The 17,744-nt window shown below is 66.2% G+C and carries 15 protein-coding genes; 12 read left to right on the top strand and 3 right to left on the bottom strand.

Going from position 1 to position 17,744, the window contains the following annotated elements:
- Positions 1-19: 19 nt before the first annotated feature.
- Genes EMB92_RS00585 through EMB92_RS00595 form a run of 3 tightly spaced genes read left to right on the top strand, consistent with a single transcriptional unit; the run spans position 20 to position 2,157 of the window.
- Positions 20-811: an AzlC family ABC transporter permease gene (locus tag EMB92_RS00585; RefSeq protein ID WP_150393422.1), complete on the top strand. Its 792-nt coding sequence runs from the start codon at positions 20-22 to the stop codon at positions 809-811.
- Positions 808-1,140 carry a branched-chain amino acid transporter permease gene (locus EMB92_RS00590; protein ID WP_150393423.1) on the top strand — a complete coding sequence of 111 codons (333 nt, stop codon included), beginning with the start codon at positions 808-810 and terminating at the stop codon, positions 1,138-1,140. The genes EMB92_RS00585 and EMB92_RS00590 overlap by 4 nt, the downstream gene beginning before the upstream one ends.
- Positions 1,141-1,179: 39 nt before the next feature.
- Positions 1,180-2,157: an AEC family transporter gene (locus tag EMB92_RS00595; RefSeq protein ID WP_150393424.1), complete on the top strand. Its 978-nt coding sequence runs from the start codon at positions 1,180-1,182 to the stop codon at positions 2,155-2,157.
- On the opposite strand, the gene EMB92_RS00600 is transcribed toward EMB92_RS00595, so the two are convergent.
- Complete coding sequence (locus EMB92_RS00600) at positions 2,154-2,939, bottom strand: SDR family NAD(P)-dependent oxidoreductase (RefSeq protein ID WP_150393425.1); 786 nt, start codon at positions 2,937-2,939, stop codon at positions 2,154-2,156. The two genes, EMB92_RS00595 and EMB92_RS00600, sit on opposite strands and share 4 nt — an antisense overlap.
- Before the next feature lie 304 nt (positions 2,940-3,243).
- Here EMB92_RS00600 and EMB92_RS00605 point away from each other — a divergent pair, with 304 nt between their 5' ends.
- The 3 genes from EMB92_RS00605 to EMB92_RS00615 all read left to right on the top strand — a co-directional run bounded on the left by EMB92_RS00605 (position 3,244) and on the right by EMB92_RS00615 (position 6,289).
- Complete coding sequence (locus tag EMB92_RS00605) at positions 3,244-3,864, top strand: L,D-transpeptidase (protein ID WP_150393890.1); 621 nt, start codon at positions 3,244-3,246, stop codon at positions 3,862-3,864.
- Between the two features lie 185 nt (positions 3,865-4,049).
- Positions 4,050-4,880 (top strand): histidine phosphatase family protein, encoded by an 831-nt coding sequence (locus EMB92_RS00610; RefSeq protein WP_150393426.1) that lies wholly within the window; start codon positions 4,050-4,052, stop codon positions 4,878-4,880.
- 101 nt (positions 4,881-4,981) lie between these two features.
- Positions 4,982-6,289, top strand: coding sequence for a uracil-xanthine permease family protein (locus tag EMB92_RS00615; RefSeq protein ID WP_150393427.1), 1,308 nt, complete (start codon positions 4,982-4,984; stop codon positions 6,287-6,289).
- Positions 6,290-6,401: 112 nt separating this feature from the next.
- On the opposite strand, the gene EMB92_RS00620 is transcribed toward EMB92_RS00615, so the two are convergent.
- On the bottom strand, positions 6,402-7,388 hold the full coding sequence (locus EMB92_RS00620) for an AraC family transcriptional regulator (protein ID WP_150393428.1): 987 nt from the start codon (positions 7,386-7,388) through the stop codon (positions 6,402-6,404).
- Between the two features lie 270 nt (positions 7,389-7,658).
- On the opposite strand from EMB92_RS00620, the gene EMB92_RS00625 reads away from it, so the two are divergent.
- The 3 genes from EMB92_RS00625 (at position 7,659) to EMB92_RS00635 (ending at position 10,531) form a co-directional block, all read left to right on the top strand.
- Positions 7,659-7,841: a hypothetical protein gene (locus tag EMB92_RS00625; protein ID WP_150393429.1), complete on the top strand. Its 183-nt coding sequence runs from the start codon at positions 7,659-7,661 to the stop codon at positions 7,839-7,841.
- A 79-nt stretch (positions 7,842-7,920) separates the two neighbouring features.
- Positions 7,921-8,634: an SDR family oxidoreductase gene (locus EMB92_RS00630; RefSeq protein WP_150393430.1), complete on the top strand. Its 714-nt coding sequence runs from the start codon at positions 7,921-7,923 to the stop codon at positions 8,632-8,634.
- Positions 8,635-8,713: 79 nt separating this feature from the next.
- Entirely contained in the window at positions 8,714-10,531 is a 1,818-nt protein-coding gene (locus tag EMB92_RS00635) for a DEAD/DEAH box helicase (protein WP_150393431.1), read from the top strand.
- Here EMB92_RS00635 and EMB92_RS00640 read toward each other — a convergent pair.
- Complete coding sequence (locus EMB92_RS00640; RefSeq protein WP_190973550.1) at positions 10,519-11,838, bottom strand: alpha-amylase family protein; 1,320 nt, start codon at positions 11,836-11,838, stop codon at positions 10,519-10,521. The two genes, EMB92_RS00635 and EMB92_RS00640, sit on opposite strands and share 13 nt — an antisense overlap.
- Before the next feature lie 280 nt (positions 11,839-12,118).
- On the opposite strand from EMB92_RS00640, the gene EMB92_RS00645 reads away from it, so the two are divergent.
- The 3 genes from EMB92_RS00645 to EMB92_RS00655 are packed head-to-tail and all read left to right on the top strand — an operon-like array spanning position 12,119 to position 17,741.
- Positions 12,119-14,020 (top strand): DUF6020 family protein, encoded by a 1,902-nt coding sequence (locus EMB92_RS00645; RefSeq protein ID WP_150393433.1) that lies wholly within the window; start codon positions 12,119-12,121, stop codon positions 14,018-14,020.
- Positions 14,017-15,576 (top strand): MATE family efflux transporter, encoded by a 1,560-nt coding sequence (locus EMB92_RS00650; protein WP_150393434.1) that lies wholly within the window; start codon positions 14,017-14,019, stop codon positions 15,574-15,576. The genes EMB92_RS00645 and EMB92_RS00650 overlap by 4 nt, the downstream gene beginning before the upstream one ends.
- Positions 15,573-17,741 (top strand): hypothetical protein, encoded by a 2,169-nt coding sequence (locus tag EMB92_RS00655; RefSeq protein ID WP_150393435.1) that lies wholly within the window; start codon positions 15,573-15,575, stop codon positions 17,739-17,741. The genes EMB92_RS00650 and EMB92_RS00655 overlap by 4 nt, the downstream gene beginning before the upstream one ends.
- Positions 17,742-17,744: the final 3 nt, after the last annotated feature.

Below are 17,744 nucleotides of genomic sequence, written 5' to 3' on the forward strand. Positions count from 1 at the left end.
GGACGAAAGGGGCGGAGCCATGGCGGGGCGCGGCGTACGGATCAGGGCATTGAAGGCGGCGTTCCCGCTGACCGTGCCGATCGCGCTGGGCTTCCTGTTCCTCGGCTGCTCGTACGGCATGCTCATGGGCACCAAGGGCTTCTCGTTCGTATGGCCCATGTGCATGAGCGCGTTCATCTTCGCCGGATCCATGGAGTTCGTCACCGTGAACCTGCTCCTGTCCGCGTTCAACCCGCTGGCCGCGTTCCTGCTCGCCCTGATGGTCAACGCGCGGCATCTGTTCTACGGACTGTCGATGCTGGGACGGTTCCGCGGTCTCGGCTGGAAGCGTCCGCTGCTGATCTTCGGCATGTGCGACGAGACGTTCGCCGTCAACTCGTCCGTCCATGTTCCCGAGGGCGTGGACCGGGGATGGCTGTACCTGTGGGTCACGCTGCTCAACCAGTCGTACTGGGTGACGGGCGCGACGCTCGGCGGGATCCTCGGCGCGAACCTGCCGTTCGACACGTCCGGCCTCGAGTTCGTGCTGACCGCCATGTTTCTGGTCATCTTCCTCGAGCAGTGGATGGGTTCGGACACCGGACGCCGCGGCAGGATCAGCGCGCTGATCGGCGTCGGCGTCTCGATCGCCTGCCTCGCCCTGTTCGGCTCTGACGGGTTCATGATCCCGGCGATGGCGGCGATGATCGTCCTGTTCGTCCTGCTGCGCCCATGGCTCGACGACCTCGCGACGGGTGCGGCGGCCGATGGCGCCGATGGCATCGATGACACCGATGGGAATGGCGCCGAGGGAAAGGAGCGGGTGCGATGACCATGACCGTAATGCAGGGGATCCTCACGGTCCTCGCCGTGGTGGCGGGCACGATGCTCACCAGGTTCGTGCCGTTCCTCGTGTTCCCCGAGTCGAAGCGGCCGCCGCGCATCATCGAATACTTCGGCAGGGTGCTGCCCTACGCGATGACCGGTCTGCTGGTCGTCTACGCCCTGCGCAACACGCCGATCACCACCGGCGACCACGGTCTGCCCGAGCTGATCGCATGCATGGCGATCGTCGTCCTGCACCTGTGGCGGCGCAACATGCTCGTCTCCATCGCCGGCGGAACGATCGTCTACATGCTGCTCGTCCAGCTCGTGTTCTGAGAAACTCGTGTTCTGAAAAAGGAAAAAGGGGGGAGTCGCGTGCAACAGTTCGATATCGTGCTCGGACAGATGATCGGCATGGCCGTGATGATGGCGGTCGGCTACATCTGCGTGAAGACCAGAGTGCTGGGCGAGGCCGCGCTGAACGGCATCTGCTCGCTGATCCTCAAGGTCGGCATCCCGCTGCTGGTGTTCTCCAACGCCGTGGCCGGCACCACGCGCGCCGATCTCATCGGATCCGACGCGATCATCGTGATGACCCTCGTCATGTACGGCCTGCTCATCGCCGTGTTCACCGCACTGTCATACGTGCTGCGATTGAGGCGGGAACGCGGCCGCATGTTCCGCGGATGCTTCGTGTTCGGCAACGCCGGATTCATCGGGCTGCCGCTCGTCATCGCACTGTTCCCCACCAAGGGCGCGCTCTACTTCGCGCTCATGAGCATCGTCGACCAGTTCCTGCTGTGGACGTACGGCGTGTGGACGTGCAAGAAGGTCGACGACCGTCAGTCGGTCGCCGACGAGCGTCCGGCGCATGGCTGGCTGGACCGTCTCTCCCCGCTCGTGAGCCCCGCCCTGATCGCGGTCGTGCTCGCCGTCGTGCTCATCCTCGCCGACGTGCGCGTGCCCGGGGTGCTGCTCTCCCCGCTGCAGAAGCTCGGCGGCGTCGCCTCGCCCCTGTCGATGGTGTATCTGGGCGGACTGTTCGCGATCCGCGACTGGACCGGGGTTTTGAGGAAATACGAACTGTACGTCGGCATCCTGGCCAAGATGCTCGTATTCCCGATCGGATTCTACGCGCTGCTCACGTTCGTGCCGCCGATGCTCGGCCTCGCACCCGCGAACCCGGACATGGTGCACATGATGACGCTCATCTCCGGCCTGCCCACGATGAGCACGATGGTCATGTTCGCCGAACGCGAGCGCAACCAGCCCGAATACGCGATCGGCATGGTGCTCGCCACCACCGTGGCGAGCCTGTTCACGCTCACCGCCGTCTCGTTCCTCGTGTTCTAGTCCTTGGGACGTCCGCCGTTCATGAACGCGGCGATCCGGCGCGTCAGCGCACGCGGCAGCGCGCGTTCGGCGAACGCCCCGGCCTTCGTGAACGTCCCGGGGTAGGCGAGCACGGCGCCCGCGTTCATCCTGCGATACGCGTACAGGGCGAGCCCGCGGGCCGTGGCGGGCCTGGTCATCGTGAAGAAGTTCCGTCCCGACATGTGCGCGGCCTTCGCGAACCCGGTGGACGTGGGGCCGGGGCACACGCACGTGACCGTCACCCCGGTGCCCTTGAGCTCGTAGGCGACAGCCTCGGACAACGAGCGTACGAACGCCTTCGACGCGAAGTACATCGCCATCCAGGGGCCGGCCATCATCGAGGCGACCGATGAGATGTTGAGGATCCTGCCGTATCCGGCGTCGCGCATGTCCCGCCCGTACAGGCGGGTGAGCGTGGCGAGGGCCTCCATGTTCAGGCGCATCATCCGCCGTTGACGGTCCCAGTCGCCGTCGAGGTACGTCGCCCATTCGCTGAATCCGGCGTTGTTGACCAGCGTGTCGACTTGGAGCCCGCGCGAGCGGGTGAACTCGTGCAGACGCTCCGGCGCGCCGTCCTCGGACAGGTCCGCGGCGAGCGTCTCCACATGGACGCCGAAGTCGCGCTCCAGCACCGCCTTCACCCGGTCGAGCCCCGCCCTGCCGCGGGCCACGATGACCAGGTCATGCCCGTCGCGCGCCAGCAGGGCCGCCAGCTCCCGTCCGATGCCGTTCGATGCTCCGGTGACCACCGCGTACGCCATGTCCGCCTCCCTTGCGTTGCATGCAACTCCATGTTTTTCCCATGATCGCTGCCGTGATTGGCTGTGATTATTTGTGATTATTCTTACGGGTGATTCTACGCCCGATCGCCTGTTGCGGGTCCGGAGAATCCGGTACCATGAGGTGTCGGATTCTCCGGATATCGCCGGGGCCATTCCATCCGGAACATCAAGGGGGCGGAAGATGGATCGCGAGTCGGAATACATCGGTCGTCACCGTAGCCATACGGATCTCCTTCTCATCGCACAGATCGTCATCTGCGCGGTACTTGCCGTCATCCTGTGCATGACGGGCCTCATGTGGCATGCGCGCACCGTCGAGGCGGATCGGGCGAGCGTCGTGGCAGGCGCGCCGGTCGCCGAGGTCGAGACCGCGGCCGACAGGACGGTCGACGCCGATACCGCCGATACCGCGAGGAAGTCAGCGAAATCGACGGCGCTGGCCCGCGGGAAGGTGCCTGCGGTCAATCAGGAGCTCGCCCGCGCCCGCTGGACGAACCCCACCGGCGGCGCCCAGCCGGACCTGTCGCGCTACCGGAACCTCAGCATCGACGTGAGCCTTGCCAGGCAGCGCGTCTACATCAAATCGAACGGCGAGACCATCTACTCCATGATCGTGAGCACCGGCATGAACGACACCACGCCGCACGGCTCGTTCACCATCGGCGTGCGTGGCGACCACTTCTACAATCCCGAGGAGAGGATGGGCGCCGACTACTGGGTGCGCATCACGGGGCCGTACCTGTTCCACTCGGTGCCGACGAACGAGAACGCCGGGCAGTACCTTCCGGATGAGGGAGACAAGCTGGGTCGCCCCGCCTCGCACGGCTGCGTGAGGCTCAGCATCGCGGACGCGAAGTGGTTCTACGATCAGATCCCGTCCGGCACGCCGGTCACCATCGCCTGACGGTCGCATACGTCGCATACCCTGATCGCCTGACCGCGATCGGGTCCGCGGGGTCGGCGCGTCTGAACGTTCGATGAACTTTTCCGCCTCCGGCGCACTCGCATGGACCCCGACGTCGCGCATCGACTACGCTGGTGCGGGTATTTCAAGGAACTCTTCAAGGAACCCGAAACGAGGAAGACCGTATGAGCATGCCGCTTGATTTGTATGTGATTCGGCATGGAGAATCCGAGGCGAACGTCATCGTCAACGCCGGCAACAGGGGAGACAACTCCCTGTACACGCAGGACAACGTCACCGTGCCGGACCGTTCGTGGAGGCTCACCGCCGTAGGCCGCAAGCAGGCCGACTGCATCGGACGCTGGCTCGTCGGCCAGCAGCAGCTGTTCGACCGCTACATGGTCTCCCCATACGTGCGCACGCGCGAGACCGCCGCCACCATGGCCCTGCCCAAGGCCAAATGGGAGGAGAACCGCGTCATCCGCGAACGCTCCTGGGGTGAGATCAACACGATCACCAAGGACGAATTCCGCACCAACTACGCGCGCAACTGGATGTTCAAGAACACGGACCCGCTCTACTGGCGTCCGCCGGCAGGCGAATCCATCGCCGACGTGGCCGAGGACCGCGTGCACAACGTGCTCACCTCCCTGTCGCGCAAGTCGGATGCGGGCAGCGTCGTCATGGTCACGCACGGCGACTTCATGCTCGCCATGATGCTCACCATCGAGGACCTCTCCGACGAGGAGTTCCTCCACCGCGCCGACTCGCCGGACTGGGCGATCACCAACTGCACGTGCCTGCACTACACGCGCCGAGATCCGGAGACCGGACGCACCTCCAAGCGCGTGCGCTGGGAGCAGACCGCCCGCCCGGTGCTCAACGAGGAGACCGGCAAGTGGGAGGTGAAGGTCAACGAGTGGCGCGAGTTCAAACGCCCCTACCTGTCCAACGGCGATCTGGTCGACGTGGTGCAGGCCGTCGACCCGCATCTGCGCGAATATTACGGCAAGTGAACGGAAGGTGAACCGGAACGTGCCGTGAGGCGGCTACAATGGCTTCGGATCCGCGGGCTGAAGGTCATGCCCGCGCGAGAAGAAGGTAAGGAGAGCCTCATATGAGCACAACCGCGCCCAAAGGCAACATCTTCCAATGGAAACTGCACGGGGACGGCAGGACGCTGCACCCCGGCGAGGTCGTCGAACCCGACGAGCGTCTGACGTGGGGACGCACCGCCGGCATCGGCGCGCAGCACGTCGTCGCCATGTTCGGCGCCACGTTCCTCGTGCCGATCCTGACCAAGTTCGACCCGTCCACCACCCTGTTCTTCACCGCCCTGTCGACCGCGCTGTTCCTGCTCATCAACAGGAACGTGCTGCCGAGCTATCTGGGTTCCAGCTTCGGCTTCATCGCGCCGATCGTCGCGGTCACGACCTCCGGCAAGGGCATTCCGGTGGCGAGCTTCGGCATCATGGTCACCGGTCTGCTGCTCGCCCTGATCGGCGTGGCCGTGCACTACGCCGGCTCGAAGTGGATCGACATCATCATGCCGCCGGTCGTCAACGGCGCCATCGTCGCGATCATCGGCTTCAACCTCGCGCCCAGCGTGTGGAACAACTTCAAGGTCGCCCCCGACACCGCGCTCGTCACGCTCGTGGCCGTGCTGCTCGTGGCCGTCCTGTTCCGCGGCCTGGCGGGACGTCTCAACATCCTGCTCGGCGTGATCGTCGGCTACGTGTACGCGTGCGTGCGCGGACAGGTCGACTTCTCCGCCATCGGCAAGGCCGCATGGGTGGGCCTGCCGCAGTTCCACACCCCGCAGGTCGACTTCTCGATCCTGCCGATGTTCCTGCCCGTCGTGCTCGTGCTCGTCGCAGAGAACGTCGGCCACGTCAAGTCCGTGGCGCAGATGACCGGCCGCGATTATGACAGCCAGATGGGCACCGCCCTGTTCGCCGATGGTCTCGGCACCGCGATCGCCGGCTTCGGCGGCGGCTCCGGCACCACCACGTACGGCGAGAACATCGGCGTGATGGCCGCCACCAAGGTGTATTCGACCGCCGCCTACTGGTGCGCGGCCGGATTCGCGCTCCTGCTGAGCCTGTGCCCGAAGTTCGGCGCGATCATCAACACGATCCCCGCCGGCGTGCTCGGCGGCGTCACCACGCTGCTCTACGGCATGATCGGCATGATGGGCATCCGCATCTGGGTGGAGAACAAGGTCAACTTCGACAAGCCGCTCAACATCATGGTCGCCGCGATCGTGATGATCATCGCCATCGGCCAGTTCGAGTTCGCGTTCAACGGCATCCAGTTCAACGGCATCGCCATCGGCACGATCGCGATCCTCGTCGCCTACCACGGCCTCAAGGCCATCGGCAAGGCCACCGGCACCATCGAGAAGGACGACCCCGACATCCAGTGATGAATGTCAGCCTCATGCGCTGACTTACGCAATCCGGCCCCCTCTTTAAGGGGGCCGTCTTTTTGCTCTATGTCTGGATCTTCGGGGAAATATACGCATGCGCCGGACGGCGTTATCTCGCCCGGTAGGCCTTGGGGGTCAGGCCGGTGCGCCTGCGAAAGACGCTGATGAAGTAGCTCGACGACGCGAAGCCGCAGGCGCGCGCGATCTCCGCGACCGACCCGTTCGTGCCGTCAAGCAGGCGCTTCGCCTCCTCCAGACGCCGGTCGGCGAGATACTCGTTCGGCGTGCGTCCCACATAACGCCGGAACAGCGCGCAGCATCGGCTGCGCCCCACGCTGCCGGCCGCCGCGATGTCGTCCAGCGACAGCGGTTCGGCGAAGCGGCGCTGGATCAGTCCGGTCATGTGCAGCACGGTGAGGCGGTCGCGCTGGTCGTCCGACGCCGGTGCGACGGGATCGGGGACGGTGGCGTCGGATATGACGGAGTCGGATGCGGCGGCCGGCCGGAACCGGTCCAGCACCTGATCGATCAGGCCGATCGCGGTCATCGCCGCCGGCAGCGGATCGAGATCGGCCGCGTCGTCCATCGGCCGGCCCACCTCCGACGGGCGCAGACGCCGGTCGCCGTGCAGCTGTTCGACGATTCTGTCGATATCCATGAGCACGTTACGCTGCCAATCCACATCGGGGGAGAGGAACAGCGCGTCATCCATGTCCTGCGCGAACGCGCGCTCGCAGCGTGCGGCCACGCCCTGCGAAAACCCCTCGACGAGTTGCGGGCCGATCACCGCGCAGGAGAACCGGGCCTCCTGCCGGTCGGGGGAGAAGCCGTAGTGCAGCCGGCTCGAATTGACCACCAGCCCCTCGCCAGCCGCAAGCCTCGTGACCGCGCCGTTGACGAAATAGCGCATCGTGCCGCTGACCACGCGCACGAACTCCAGATCCCGGTGCCAGTGGCACGCGCACCGGTAGTCGTAGATCGACAGCGAATCGCACCGGGCGTACACCGGCAGTCCCCGCACCGCATACGGCACTCGCTCCGACAGATCCGACAGCAGCGACAGCCGTCGCGTCTCCTGCGGCTCGACCACACCCATGCCCCGCTCCTTCACACCATGCACATATGATCATATGTTTGATCATATGTTCTCGGATGCGCACGATTTTACTATTACGACGTCCGCAAGCGACATTTCCCGCACCGTGGCGCGCCTTTCCGGAACATATCCTGTAAACAGCTTCAGCTGCAGCGAAGAAGTGCATAGACCAACCGGTACGGACGGCTCATATGGAGGATTGTCATATCCATATATCCGTATACGGGCCGTGCCGTATCCGCACCAATGTCCAAAGGAGCATCGACCGCCATGACCGCAGCACACATCCACACGAACGTAACCCCGCTCACCCGTCTCGCGACGGCATACGCGGAACTCATGCAGGGGTTCTTCGCCGCATGCCGACGCTGGACCGCCGACCACATCGCCCGCCCCGACGAGGAGAACTGGTTCGCGATGTGGATCCCCGCATCCGCCTCGCAGATCGTCTGAGACGCGCGTCTCAACGCTTCGATACGCTGACCATGACAATCACACCATCGGACGGATACGTCGGAAGGCAGGAATCATCATGGCTCACGCAACGAACGGCAAGCGCATCGCGATCGTCACGGGAAGCGCCTCGGGACTCGGCCGCGAACTGGCCGTACGCCTTACGGAACGCGGCTGGTTCGTGGCCGGCATCGACTTCGACGCCGAACGGCAGGCCACGCTCGCCGACGAGCTGACCGCCGACTCGTACCGCGCCTGCGTCGGCGACGTGTCCGACGAGACGTTCGTGAAGACGTCCATCGCCGAGATCGCGGGCCTCGGCCACATCGACCTGCTGATCAACAACGCCGGACAGCCCTCGTTCAAGACGCCCACCGCCTACGAGGGCGCCGACGTCGACCGCTGTCTCAAGGGCCTCAAGGGCATGATCCTGTGGAGCGTCGAGACGCTGAAGGCCGACGGCGAGACGGACCTCAAGATCGCGAACGTGATGAGCACCGCCGCCACACGCGGCAACGCCAACGAATCGGTCTACTGCGCCGCCAAGTGGGGCGAGAAGGGCTACACGCAGAGCCTCAAGGCCGCCTACAAGGGCACGAGCGTCAAGATCGTCGGCGTGTACCCCGGCGGCATCGACACCGACTTCTACCGCGACAGCCACGACTACGTGTCCGAGGAGAAGCAGCACACGTTCATGGACCCCGGCGAGCTCGCCGACGTGATCCTGTTCAACCTCGTCAACGACGCCAACCTGACCGTCTCCGACATCCTCATCGAACGCAACTACCGGTGACGGCAAAAGTATTGAGCATGGGGTAATGTAGGGGAGTTTGCGCCGAACGCGCATTTTTCCCTACATATGAAAGGCCACTGTGCCCATTACCGATTCTTCTGTACCGTCCGCCGCGCAGACAGCGGGCGACGACCGTCCCACCTTCGCCGATCTCGGCGTACCCGGCCCGCTGCTGCGCGTGCTCGCCGCCGACGGCAAGAGCGAGGCGTTCCCCATCCAGGCCGACACCCTGCCCGATTCGCTGGCCGGCCGTGACATCCTCGGCCGCGGCCGCACCGGCTCCGGCAAGACCCTCGCATTCTCGATCCCGCTCGCCGCGCGTCTCATGGAGGCCGCGTGGGAGCCGGGCATGCCGATGGCCGAATACCGCCGCAACGTCAAGGCCATCCGCCGGGAGCATCTCGCCGAACGCGAGGCCGGCGGCTTCCACCCGCATCCGCGCGGTCTCATCCTCGCGCCGACGCGCGAACTCGCCAACCAGATCAACGAGGTCATCCAGCCGCTCGCGCAGATGGCGGGCATGACCACCACCACCGTGTACGGCGGCGTCAAGCAGAACCGTCAGGTGCGCGACCTCATGGCGGGCGCCGACATCGTCGTCGCCTGCCCGGGGCGTCTCGAGGACCTGCTCAATCAGCGTCTGCTCACCCTGTCCGACGTGAGGATCGTCGTGCTCGACGAGGCCGACGAGATGGCCGACATGGGCTTCCTGCCCCAGGTGCGTCGCATCCTGAAGCGCATTCCGGACGACGCCCAGCACATGCTGTTCTCCGCCACGCTCGACCACGGCGTCGACGAGCTGGTGCGCGAGTTCCTGCATGACCCCAAGACCCACAGCGTCGACGACGTGAACGCCGAGCCGGACCTCATGACCCAGCACGTGTTCGAGGTGGAGAAGGCCGACAAGTTCGAGGTGGTCCGCCAGCTCGCCTCAGGCACGGGCCGACGCATCCTGTTCACCCGCACCAAGTTCCAGGCCAAGAAGCTCGCCAAGAGCCTGACCAACAGCGGCGTGCCCGCGGCCCAGCTGCACGGCAACCTGAGCCAGAACCAGCGCGACCGCAACCTCGCCGCGTTCGAACAGGGCGATGTCAACGTGATGGTCGCCACCGACGTGGCGGCGCGCGGCATCGACGTCTCCGGCGTCGAACTCGTCGTCCAGGTCGACCCGCCCGCCGACCCGAAGTCGTTCACGCATCGTTCCGGCCGCACCGCGCGAGCGGGCCGCGCCGGCGACGTGGTCACGCTCGTGCTGCCCTACGAGCGCCGCGAGGTCTCCCGACTGCTCAAGGCCGCGGGAATCACGGTCAGGCCGGTGAAGGTCACGCATTCCTCGGACGAGGTCAAGGAGCTCATGGGGGTCAAGGCCCCGATCGTCAAGGACTGGAGCCTCGACGAGACGCAACCGGCCGTCGACCCGCGTGGCGGCGGAAACGCCGGAAACGGCAGATCCGGCAGATCCGGCGCGGCGAAGACCGTCAGGTCGGCCGGACCGGCACGCGCCGATCGGGCCAAGGCGCTCGCGCACATGCCCAGGACGTCGTCGACGGACGGCGCGGATAGCGGTCGAGCGGATGCGAAGGAGCCGGGGGAGACGCGGCCGGAACGCCGGCGTCGCGACCGCGGCCGGGCCGAGGCACGTCGCGGTGATTCCCGTCGGGGGGCCGATACGGTCTCAGGTCGTCGGTCGCACGGTTCGAAGCCGCGTTCCGGATCCGCCTCCAACGCCAACGGCGGCAAGCGCATCCACCGCCACGACGAGAACCGCATCATCACCGATGAGCGTTCCGAGGCGGTCAAGCGCCACGAACGACGCATGGAGGCGCGCTACGGCGCGAAGCGCGAGACGGCCGGCAGGGGTTCTGCAGGGCGTCGCCGCGGCCGTCAGTACCGGTAGAGAACGATGCCGGATGCGTCCTGGATCTCGAAGGACGGCTTCGACTCGATGTCCAACTCGACGGTGAGCCGGTCGGAGCCGTCCGCGGCGATCGAACGGTAGACGAACCGCCTGTTCTCCAACAGCACCTTCTCGGTACGCGCGTCCAGCAGCCATGGGTTGCGCCTGCGCAGGGCGATCAGCGCCTGATGCAGACGGTAGACGGGCTCGCCGAGCCTCGACAGCTCGTCGGGGGAGTCGGGGAACTTCGGCCTGATGTCGTCATCGCCGCCGAGCACCTCGCGCTTGACGCCCACATAGCCCTGTTCGTCGCCGTAGTAGATGCTCGGCACGCCGCCGACCGTCATCAGCACCGCGAGGGCGAGCGCCGCCTTGTCGGCGCCGATCTGCGAGGCGATGCGCGTCACGTCGTGGTTGCCGATGAACGTCTGCGGCACGAACGCGTCGAGGAACGCGTTGTGGCGTGTGAGGTTCCAGTCAAGTTCGAAGAAGTTGTCGGTCTCGAGCGCATGCTGGATCGACTTCCACAGCTCGTACTGCGTGACCGCGTCCATCGTCGAGCGCTCCACGATCGCCGGATAGTCGCCGTGGATGACCTCGCCGAAGATCCACGTGTACGGGTGCGCCTGCCTGACGCGCGGCAGCACCTTCTCCCAGAAGCCGGTCGGCACCGCGTACGCGGCGTCAAGGCGCCATCCCGAGGCGCCCCGATCAAGCCAGTGGTTCATCACGCGGGTGACGTAGTCGACGGTCGCGGGACTGTCGTGATCGAGGTCGACCAGCCTGTCGTGGCCCTCGAACACGTCCAGAACGGGGGCTCCTGCGGCGTCGAGCCTCGCCCGGACCAGTCCGCGCCACGGCTCGTCATCGGGGGAGAGGCTGCCGGACGCCTCGTCGATCGCCGCGCGGACGGCAGGATGATTGCGCGAGACGTGGTTGAACACGCCGTCGAGGACGATGGACAGGCCCATGTCGCGGCAGGCATCGGCCAGGGCGTCGAACGCGCGGTCGCCGCCGAGACGCACGTCGACGTGCATATGGTCGAGCGTGTCGTAGCCGTGCGTGTCGGATTCGAAGATCGGCCCCAGCAACAGACCGGAGACGCCCATGTCACGCGCGTAGCCGAGCCAGGGGATCAGCGCGTCGAGTCCGCGTCCGTGGAATTCGCGCGGTCCCTGGGGCCGGATGTCGCATCCGCAGAATCCCAGCGGATAGACGTGCCAGAAGATTCCGTGACGCACCCAGTCGGGCAGCGATCCGGTCCGTTCGGATCCCGTCCGAGCGTCCGTCGCGCCGTCAATGCGCATCGTATCGATCCTGCCGTCATGGGTCATGGGGTACCTCCATTCAAGAATCCCGTTTCAGGAACATCACGAACACTGAATATTGACACCATGTCTATTTTCTCATATCGGGCGGATCGCCATGCGAGGCCGGCGCATCGGCCGCCCGTCCGACGGCTCGTCCAACGCCCGGGAGGGAAACGCCGGCGGACATGCCCGCCGAGCGTTACCGCAATGACACCGCTCGGTGAACAATGGGCCAATTGGACGCCTGAGGATAGAGACGTCCCCTATCGTCGTAATCATGATTGTGGGCAGGTTCAGATCGCCGTCGGCGGTGCAGGCGGCGATCTGCCTCGTATCCGGCGCGATCGTGACGGCCGCGGACGAGGCAGCCACCGTGGCGTCCATCGGCCCGTTCGACCTTAGCTTCGTCGGCAGCACCATCCTCGTCGCCGTCGTCCTGCTCGTCGCGTTCCTGCTCGGCGAGGCGCTGATGACGCCCGCCGAACCCGGCGTCCCCCGTGCCATGCGGCGCGGCGACGAGCGCCACGTCGGCCGTCTCGCGAACCTCGCCGCCGCGTTCCGCCGCGCCGCATCCGCCGTCACCGACCGCTATCACGCGCTGCCGCCCGTGGGTCGTCTCGTCGTTCCCGCCCTCCTCATGCTCCTGTGCTGGAGCCCGATCATCGTCATGATGTACCCGGGCACCATCTGGTACGACACCGGCGACCAGATCGCCCAATGGTACGGCATCGAGGCATACGGGCAGCCCGCGGGTGCGATCTCCTCGCACCACCCCGTCCTCGACACCATCGTCTTCGGATCCCTCGCCCGGCTGGGCGACGCGCTCGCCGGCGACTATCAGACCGGCATCAGCGCATACATCCTCGCGCAATGCGTGATCATGGCGCTGGAGCTGACGGGCGTATGCCGATACGTGGCGCGCGTCGGCCGGCCGGGGGCGGGGCGTGCCGCGGGGATCGCGCTCTTCGCGTTCTTCTCGCTGTTCCCCGCGTTCCCGATCTTCATGATGTCGATCGTCAAGGACTCCCTGCATCTGCTGGCGTTCGTGCCGTGGCTCGTGATGGTCGCCGAGACCGCGCGCACCCGTCTGAAGTCGTTGCGCTCGCCCCGTTTCGCAATGGGCCTGACGATCCTGTCCATCCTCGCGGCCCTGACCACGATGACCGGCCTGTACGTGACGGTGCTGACCCTGTGCTGCCTGCCGCTGACTCGGGTCGGACTCACTGCGCGACGGCATGACGGTCCGACGCGCGCGGACCGGCTGCGCGCCATCTCCTGCGCGGCCGTGACGGCCGTCATCGCCATGATCGTGTTCCCCGCCGCCGTGCGCGGACCATTGCACGTGGTGCCCGAGGACCGCAACCAGCTGCTGGTCGTGCCGATGCAGATGACCGCACGGTACGCGCTCGATCACCCGGACGACGTGACCGACGCCGAACGCGCCGCCATCGACCGGGTCAACCACGTGCCGTTCGAGGACATGGCCGCACGCTACAACCCGTATCTCGCCGATCCGATCATCCAATACTCGCTACGCGACCCCACGGGCGTCGGCGACTATCTCAGGGCATGGGCCTCGATGGGTCTGCGGCATCCGGACTCCTACATACAGGCGTTCGCCGCTCTGGAATCGGGATGGTTCGCGTTGAAGCGCACGCCGCTGAACGTCACCGACCGGGGGATCGGCCTCGACGAGCTTGCGCAGGCCGCGACGCGGGCGACGGCCAACCGCATCTGGTTCCAGATCGCCAACGCGATCAGCCCGCCGTTCTCCCGCATGCCCCCGTACCGGTCGAATCCGGACGGACAGGCGCGCGCCTACGCGCTGTGGGGGTTCTGGCAGTCGATGCCGGTGCTCGACGTGCTCACGCTCACCGCACTGTGGACGTTCGTCGCGCCCATGTTCCTGCTGTTCCGTCTGGCGCGGCCACGGGCGCGCACCGGATCGAAGGCGCCGGGAATGCGCACCGCGCTGCCGGCCGTCTACGCGGCGCCACTGGTCTGGTCGCTGCTCTCCCTGCTGCCCAACGCCATCTCCGTCCCGCTCAAGCCCACGGCGAGCCGATACATGCTGTGGGCGCTCGTCGTCATCCCGTTCACGCTCGCCCTGTGCGCATGCGCACCGAACACGTCGAACGCATCGAATCCAAAGCAAGAGAAAGAAGGAAACGCCCGATGAATCGCGGACTCATCCTGAACCTCATCAGCAACCTCGCGTTCTTCATCAGCGGCTACGCGATCCACTTCTTCCTCGGCGGATTCGCTTCGCCCGCAGCCTATGGAGTGGTCGGCACGGTGATCACCGTGCTCGACATCGAATACCTGTTCGTGTCCAACGGCGCACGCCAGTCACTGTCACGCACCCTGTCGGCGGGACGCTACGACCCGCGCGACCTGATCGTCAAGACCCTGGCCGTGCAGATGGGCATCGTGGCCGTGTTCGTGCTCATCGACGTGGCCGGCGCCCCCGTGTTCGGCCGGGTGCTGGGCGACCGCTCCCTCGACCTGTACATGCGTCTGGCCGCCTTCCTCGTGCCGGCCAACGGATTGTACGTGGTGATGCTCGGCATCAACGACGGCCTCAGGCGCTTCGGCCACAGCGCGCTCCTGTCCACGCTGTATCCGCTGATCAAGCTCGGCACGATCCCGCTGATCATGTTCGTGTTCCCCGACCGCCCGGTCATCGGCGTCGAGGTCGGCTACTGCGCATCGATGGTCCTCGTCATCGTGCTCGGCATGCTCATGCTCGCCCCCCATCTGATCGGTCTGAAGCGAGAGGATGGGAACGGATCGCGCGCGCCGCGCATCGGCTGGCGTCAGGCCGCGCACGGCACGCTGTCGTTCTCCCTGTTCTTCATCATGGCGTCCCTGGTGCTCAGCGCCGACACGCTCGTCGTCAAGGCGAACCTGCCCGACGGGATGGCCGGCTTCTACACGGGCGCGATGAACTTCGGCAAGACCACCTACTATCTGCTGCAGGCGTTCGCCGTGATCATCCTGCCCGTCGTCTCCGGCCTGATCGGCCAGGGACTTCGCGACGAGGCGCTCGGCAAGGCACGCGAACTGGTCCTGCTGGCGGTGGTGTTCATCCTGCCGATGGCCGTGTCGATCTCGGCGACGAGCACGAACCTCCTGTCGTCCTTCTACTCGCAGCAGTTCGCCGTGGCGGCCCCCGCCCTGTCGTGCCTGTCGCTCTCCAGCTTCTTCATGGGCGCCACCGTGATGCTCAACATGGTGCTCAACGCCGAGAGGGACACGCGGTTCTCCGACGTGCTCTCCGGCATCTCCCTGCCGGTCGTGGTCGTCGCTTTCGTTCTCGCCGCGCGCTTCGGCGGCATCACCGCCGTGGCCGGCGTGAGCATGGCCTCCACGTTCGCCACGATGACCGTCTCCTACGTCCAGGTGCGTCGCAGGTTCGGCGACGTCATGTCGAAGACCGCGTGGCGCGCCGTCGGCGTCAACGTCGTCCTGTGGATCGTCATGGCGGCGCTCGGCGCTGTGCTGCCCACCCGCAACTTCATCGTGCTCGTCCTCGTATACGCGCTCGAATACGCCGCATATCTGACGCTGCTCGTCGCCATGGGCATCCTCGACCTCACGCAGATCAGGCAATTCGCCTCGGGCCTTGGCCATTCGCGCGGCGAGGACGGCGTGCGGCGGATGCCGACCGTCGCGTCGTCCGCCACGAATGGCGCCGCGTCGGGTGCCGCCGGCATCGATGGAGCCGCCCGATGAACCCGCAGGGCGATCCTCGCGCCGCCATGACGAGCGCCTTCAGGAGACACGCCGCGGCCGTCATCGCGGCCATCGTCGTCGTCATCCTCGAACTGTTCGTCTTCAACCTGCCGTTCTGGCAGACGCTTGGAGCCCATCCCGTCGAGGCGCATGATGACGGCGTCGGCACCGGACTCGTGGTCGAGGAGGGAGGCATCGCCGTCGTCACCGACCCCGATCAGGCGTGGCGCGACATCTCCTCCGACCAGTGGATCGAATACCTGTACATGGGGCATACGAACTCCGAACACCCCCATCAGGGCGATCCCGTACGCTGGCGGATCTCCACCGCGAAGAACACCGACGGAGGCTGGTACGACGCCAACGCCGACGTCGGATACTCGCCCTCGTCCGAGGCGTCACGCTATTCGAGGGTCGGCGGACGGGCCACCCGCGTGCGCATCCGCTACCAGATGGACAAGGGGACGGTCATCCCGTACAACCCCATCACCGTCAACCCCCGGGTGCCGCTGCGATTCGAGCCGCTGCGACTGGCGGTCGAGATCATCATCGCCGCGCTCATCGTGCTGTTCCGTCCCTCGTCGCGCCTCTACCGCACGCCCTTCGGCCGCGGCCGCGCCTGCATCGTGCCGCTCGCCGCATGCGCGGCGCTCACCTGTCTGACGCCGCTCGCCCTGTTCGCGATGGCCGCGCCGCAGGAGAGCCCTGACCCCGTCTACTGGGACTTCTACGCCACGTATCAGGCCACCGACCAGTACCAGCGGCTCGCCGACGCGATCCTCCACGGTCGCCCATGGCTCGACTATCCAGTCAACAGCGCGTTCGCCGACATGGCCAACCCGTACGACACGCGCTCGCGCACGCTGCTCGCGCTGAACCACCCCGAGACGCCCATCTACTTCGACGTGGCCTTCCACGACGGCAAATACTACAGCTACTTCGGCGTCCTGCCGGCGCTGCTCCTGTTCGCCCCGTTCAAGGCCGTCACCGGCATGCGCCTGCCCACCAACGCGGGTGTCGCCATCAGCGCCCTGCTCGCATCCGTCGCATGCGCGCTGCTCGTCATTCAGATCGCCCGTCTGATCGCGCGCCGGCGCCCCGTCTCGCTCGGCGCCGTGATGCTCGGCATGGTCATGATCATGCTCGGCAACGGCATCGCCATGCTCATCCAGCTGGGTCTGTTCTACCAGATCCCGCAGGAGATGGCGGTGGCCTGCGCGGCCGGGGGCATCTGCCTGTGGATCGAGGCGAGACTGCGCGGCCTCGACCTGCGGTTCCTCGTCGGAGGATCGCTGCTCATGGCCCTGACCATCGCCTGCCGTCCGCAGGTGATCCTCGCGTCCCTATTCGCCATACCCCTGTTCGCCGACGACATCGTGCGACTGTGGCGGGGCGGACTCGCCGACCGCCGCGGCCTCGTACGGGAGGCTGCGGTATGGGCGTGCGCCATCGTGCCGTACCTGCTCGTGTTCGCGCCGCAGTTCGCGTACAACATGGTCCGGTTCGGCTCGCCGACGAACTTCGGCGCCACCCACAATCTCACCGGATACGACATGACGCACTTCCACGCGCCGCTCACCCAGTATCCGGCGTTCGTCTTCCACTACCTGTTCCAGCCGCCGAACCTGACGGCACACTTCCCGTTCGTCGGATGGGATGCGATCCCGCTGACCACGTGGCGTTCCGAACATCCGCATTTCGGCGGATGGTTCATGACCGACGCGCCGTTCGCCCTGATCCTGTTCGCCATCGTCCTGTGGAGACCGCTCGCACGACGGGTCAGGGCCACGGGGCTCGTCGCCGGGGCCCTGACGAGCGCTCTGCTCGCCTTCCTCATCAACGCGCGCATCACCGGCGTCGACTACCGGTACGAGATCGACTTCGCATGGATGATCATGATCGCGGTGCTCGCGGTGCTCTACGCGCTCGACACCGAGCTCAACGCCGTCGGTGATGCCTACGCCGCCGCGGACGTCGTGCCGGATCCGGATGCGCAGGCGAGCGTCTTCGACGCGCATGACACGCTGCGGCGGCTCATGTTCGGCGGGTTCGCGATTGCGGTGGCGCTCGCGTTCCTGTTCCTGTTCCTCAAGCAGTTCGCAGACGGCATGAACATGCCCGTGCGCATCCGCTGGGACGTCGCCTCCTGGTTCCTCTTCATGTGAGCG

Source organism: Bifidobacterium callitrichos (assembly GCF_008698085.1).
Taxonomy (GTDB): domain Bacteria; phylum Actinomycetota; class Actinomycetes; order Actinomycetales; family Bifidobacteriaceae; genus Bifidobacterium; species Bifidobacterium callitrichos.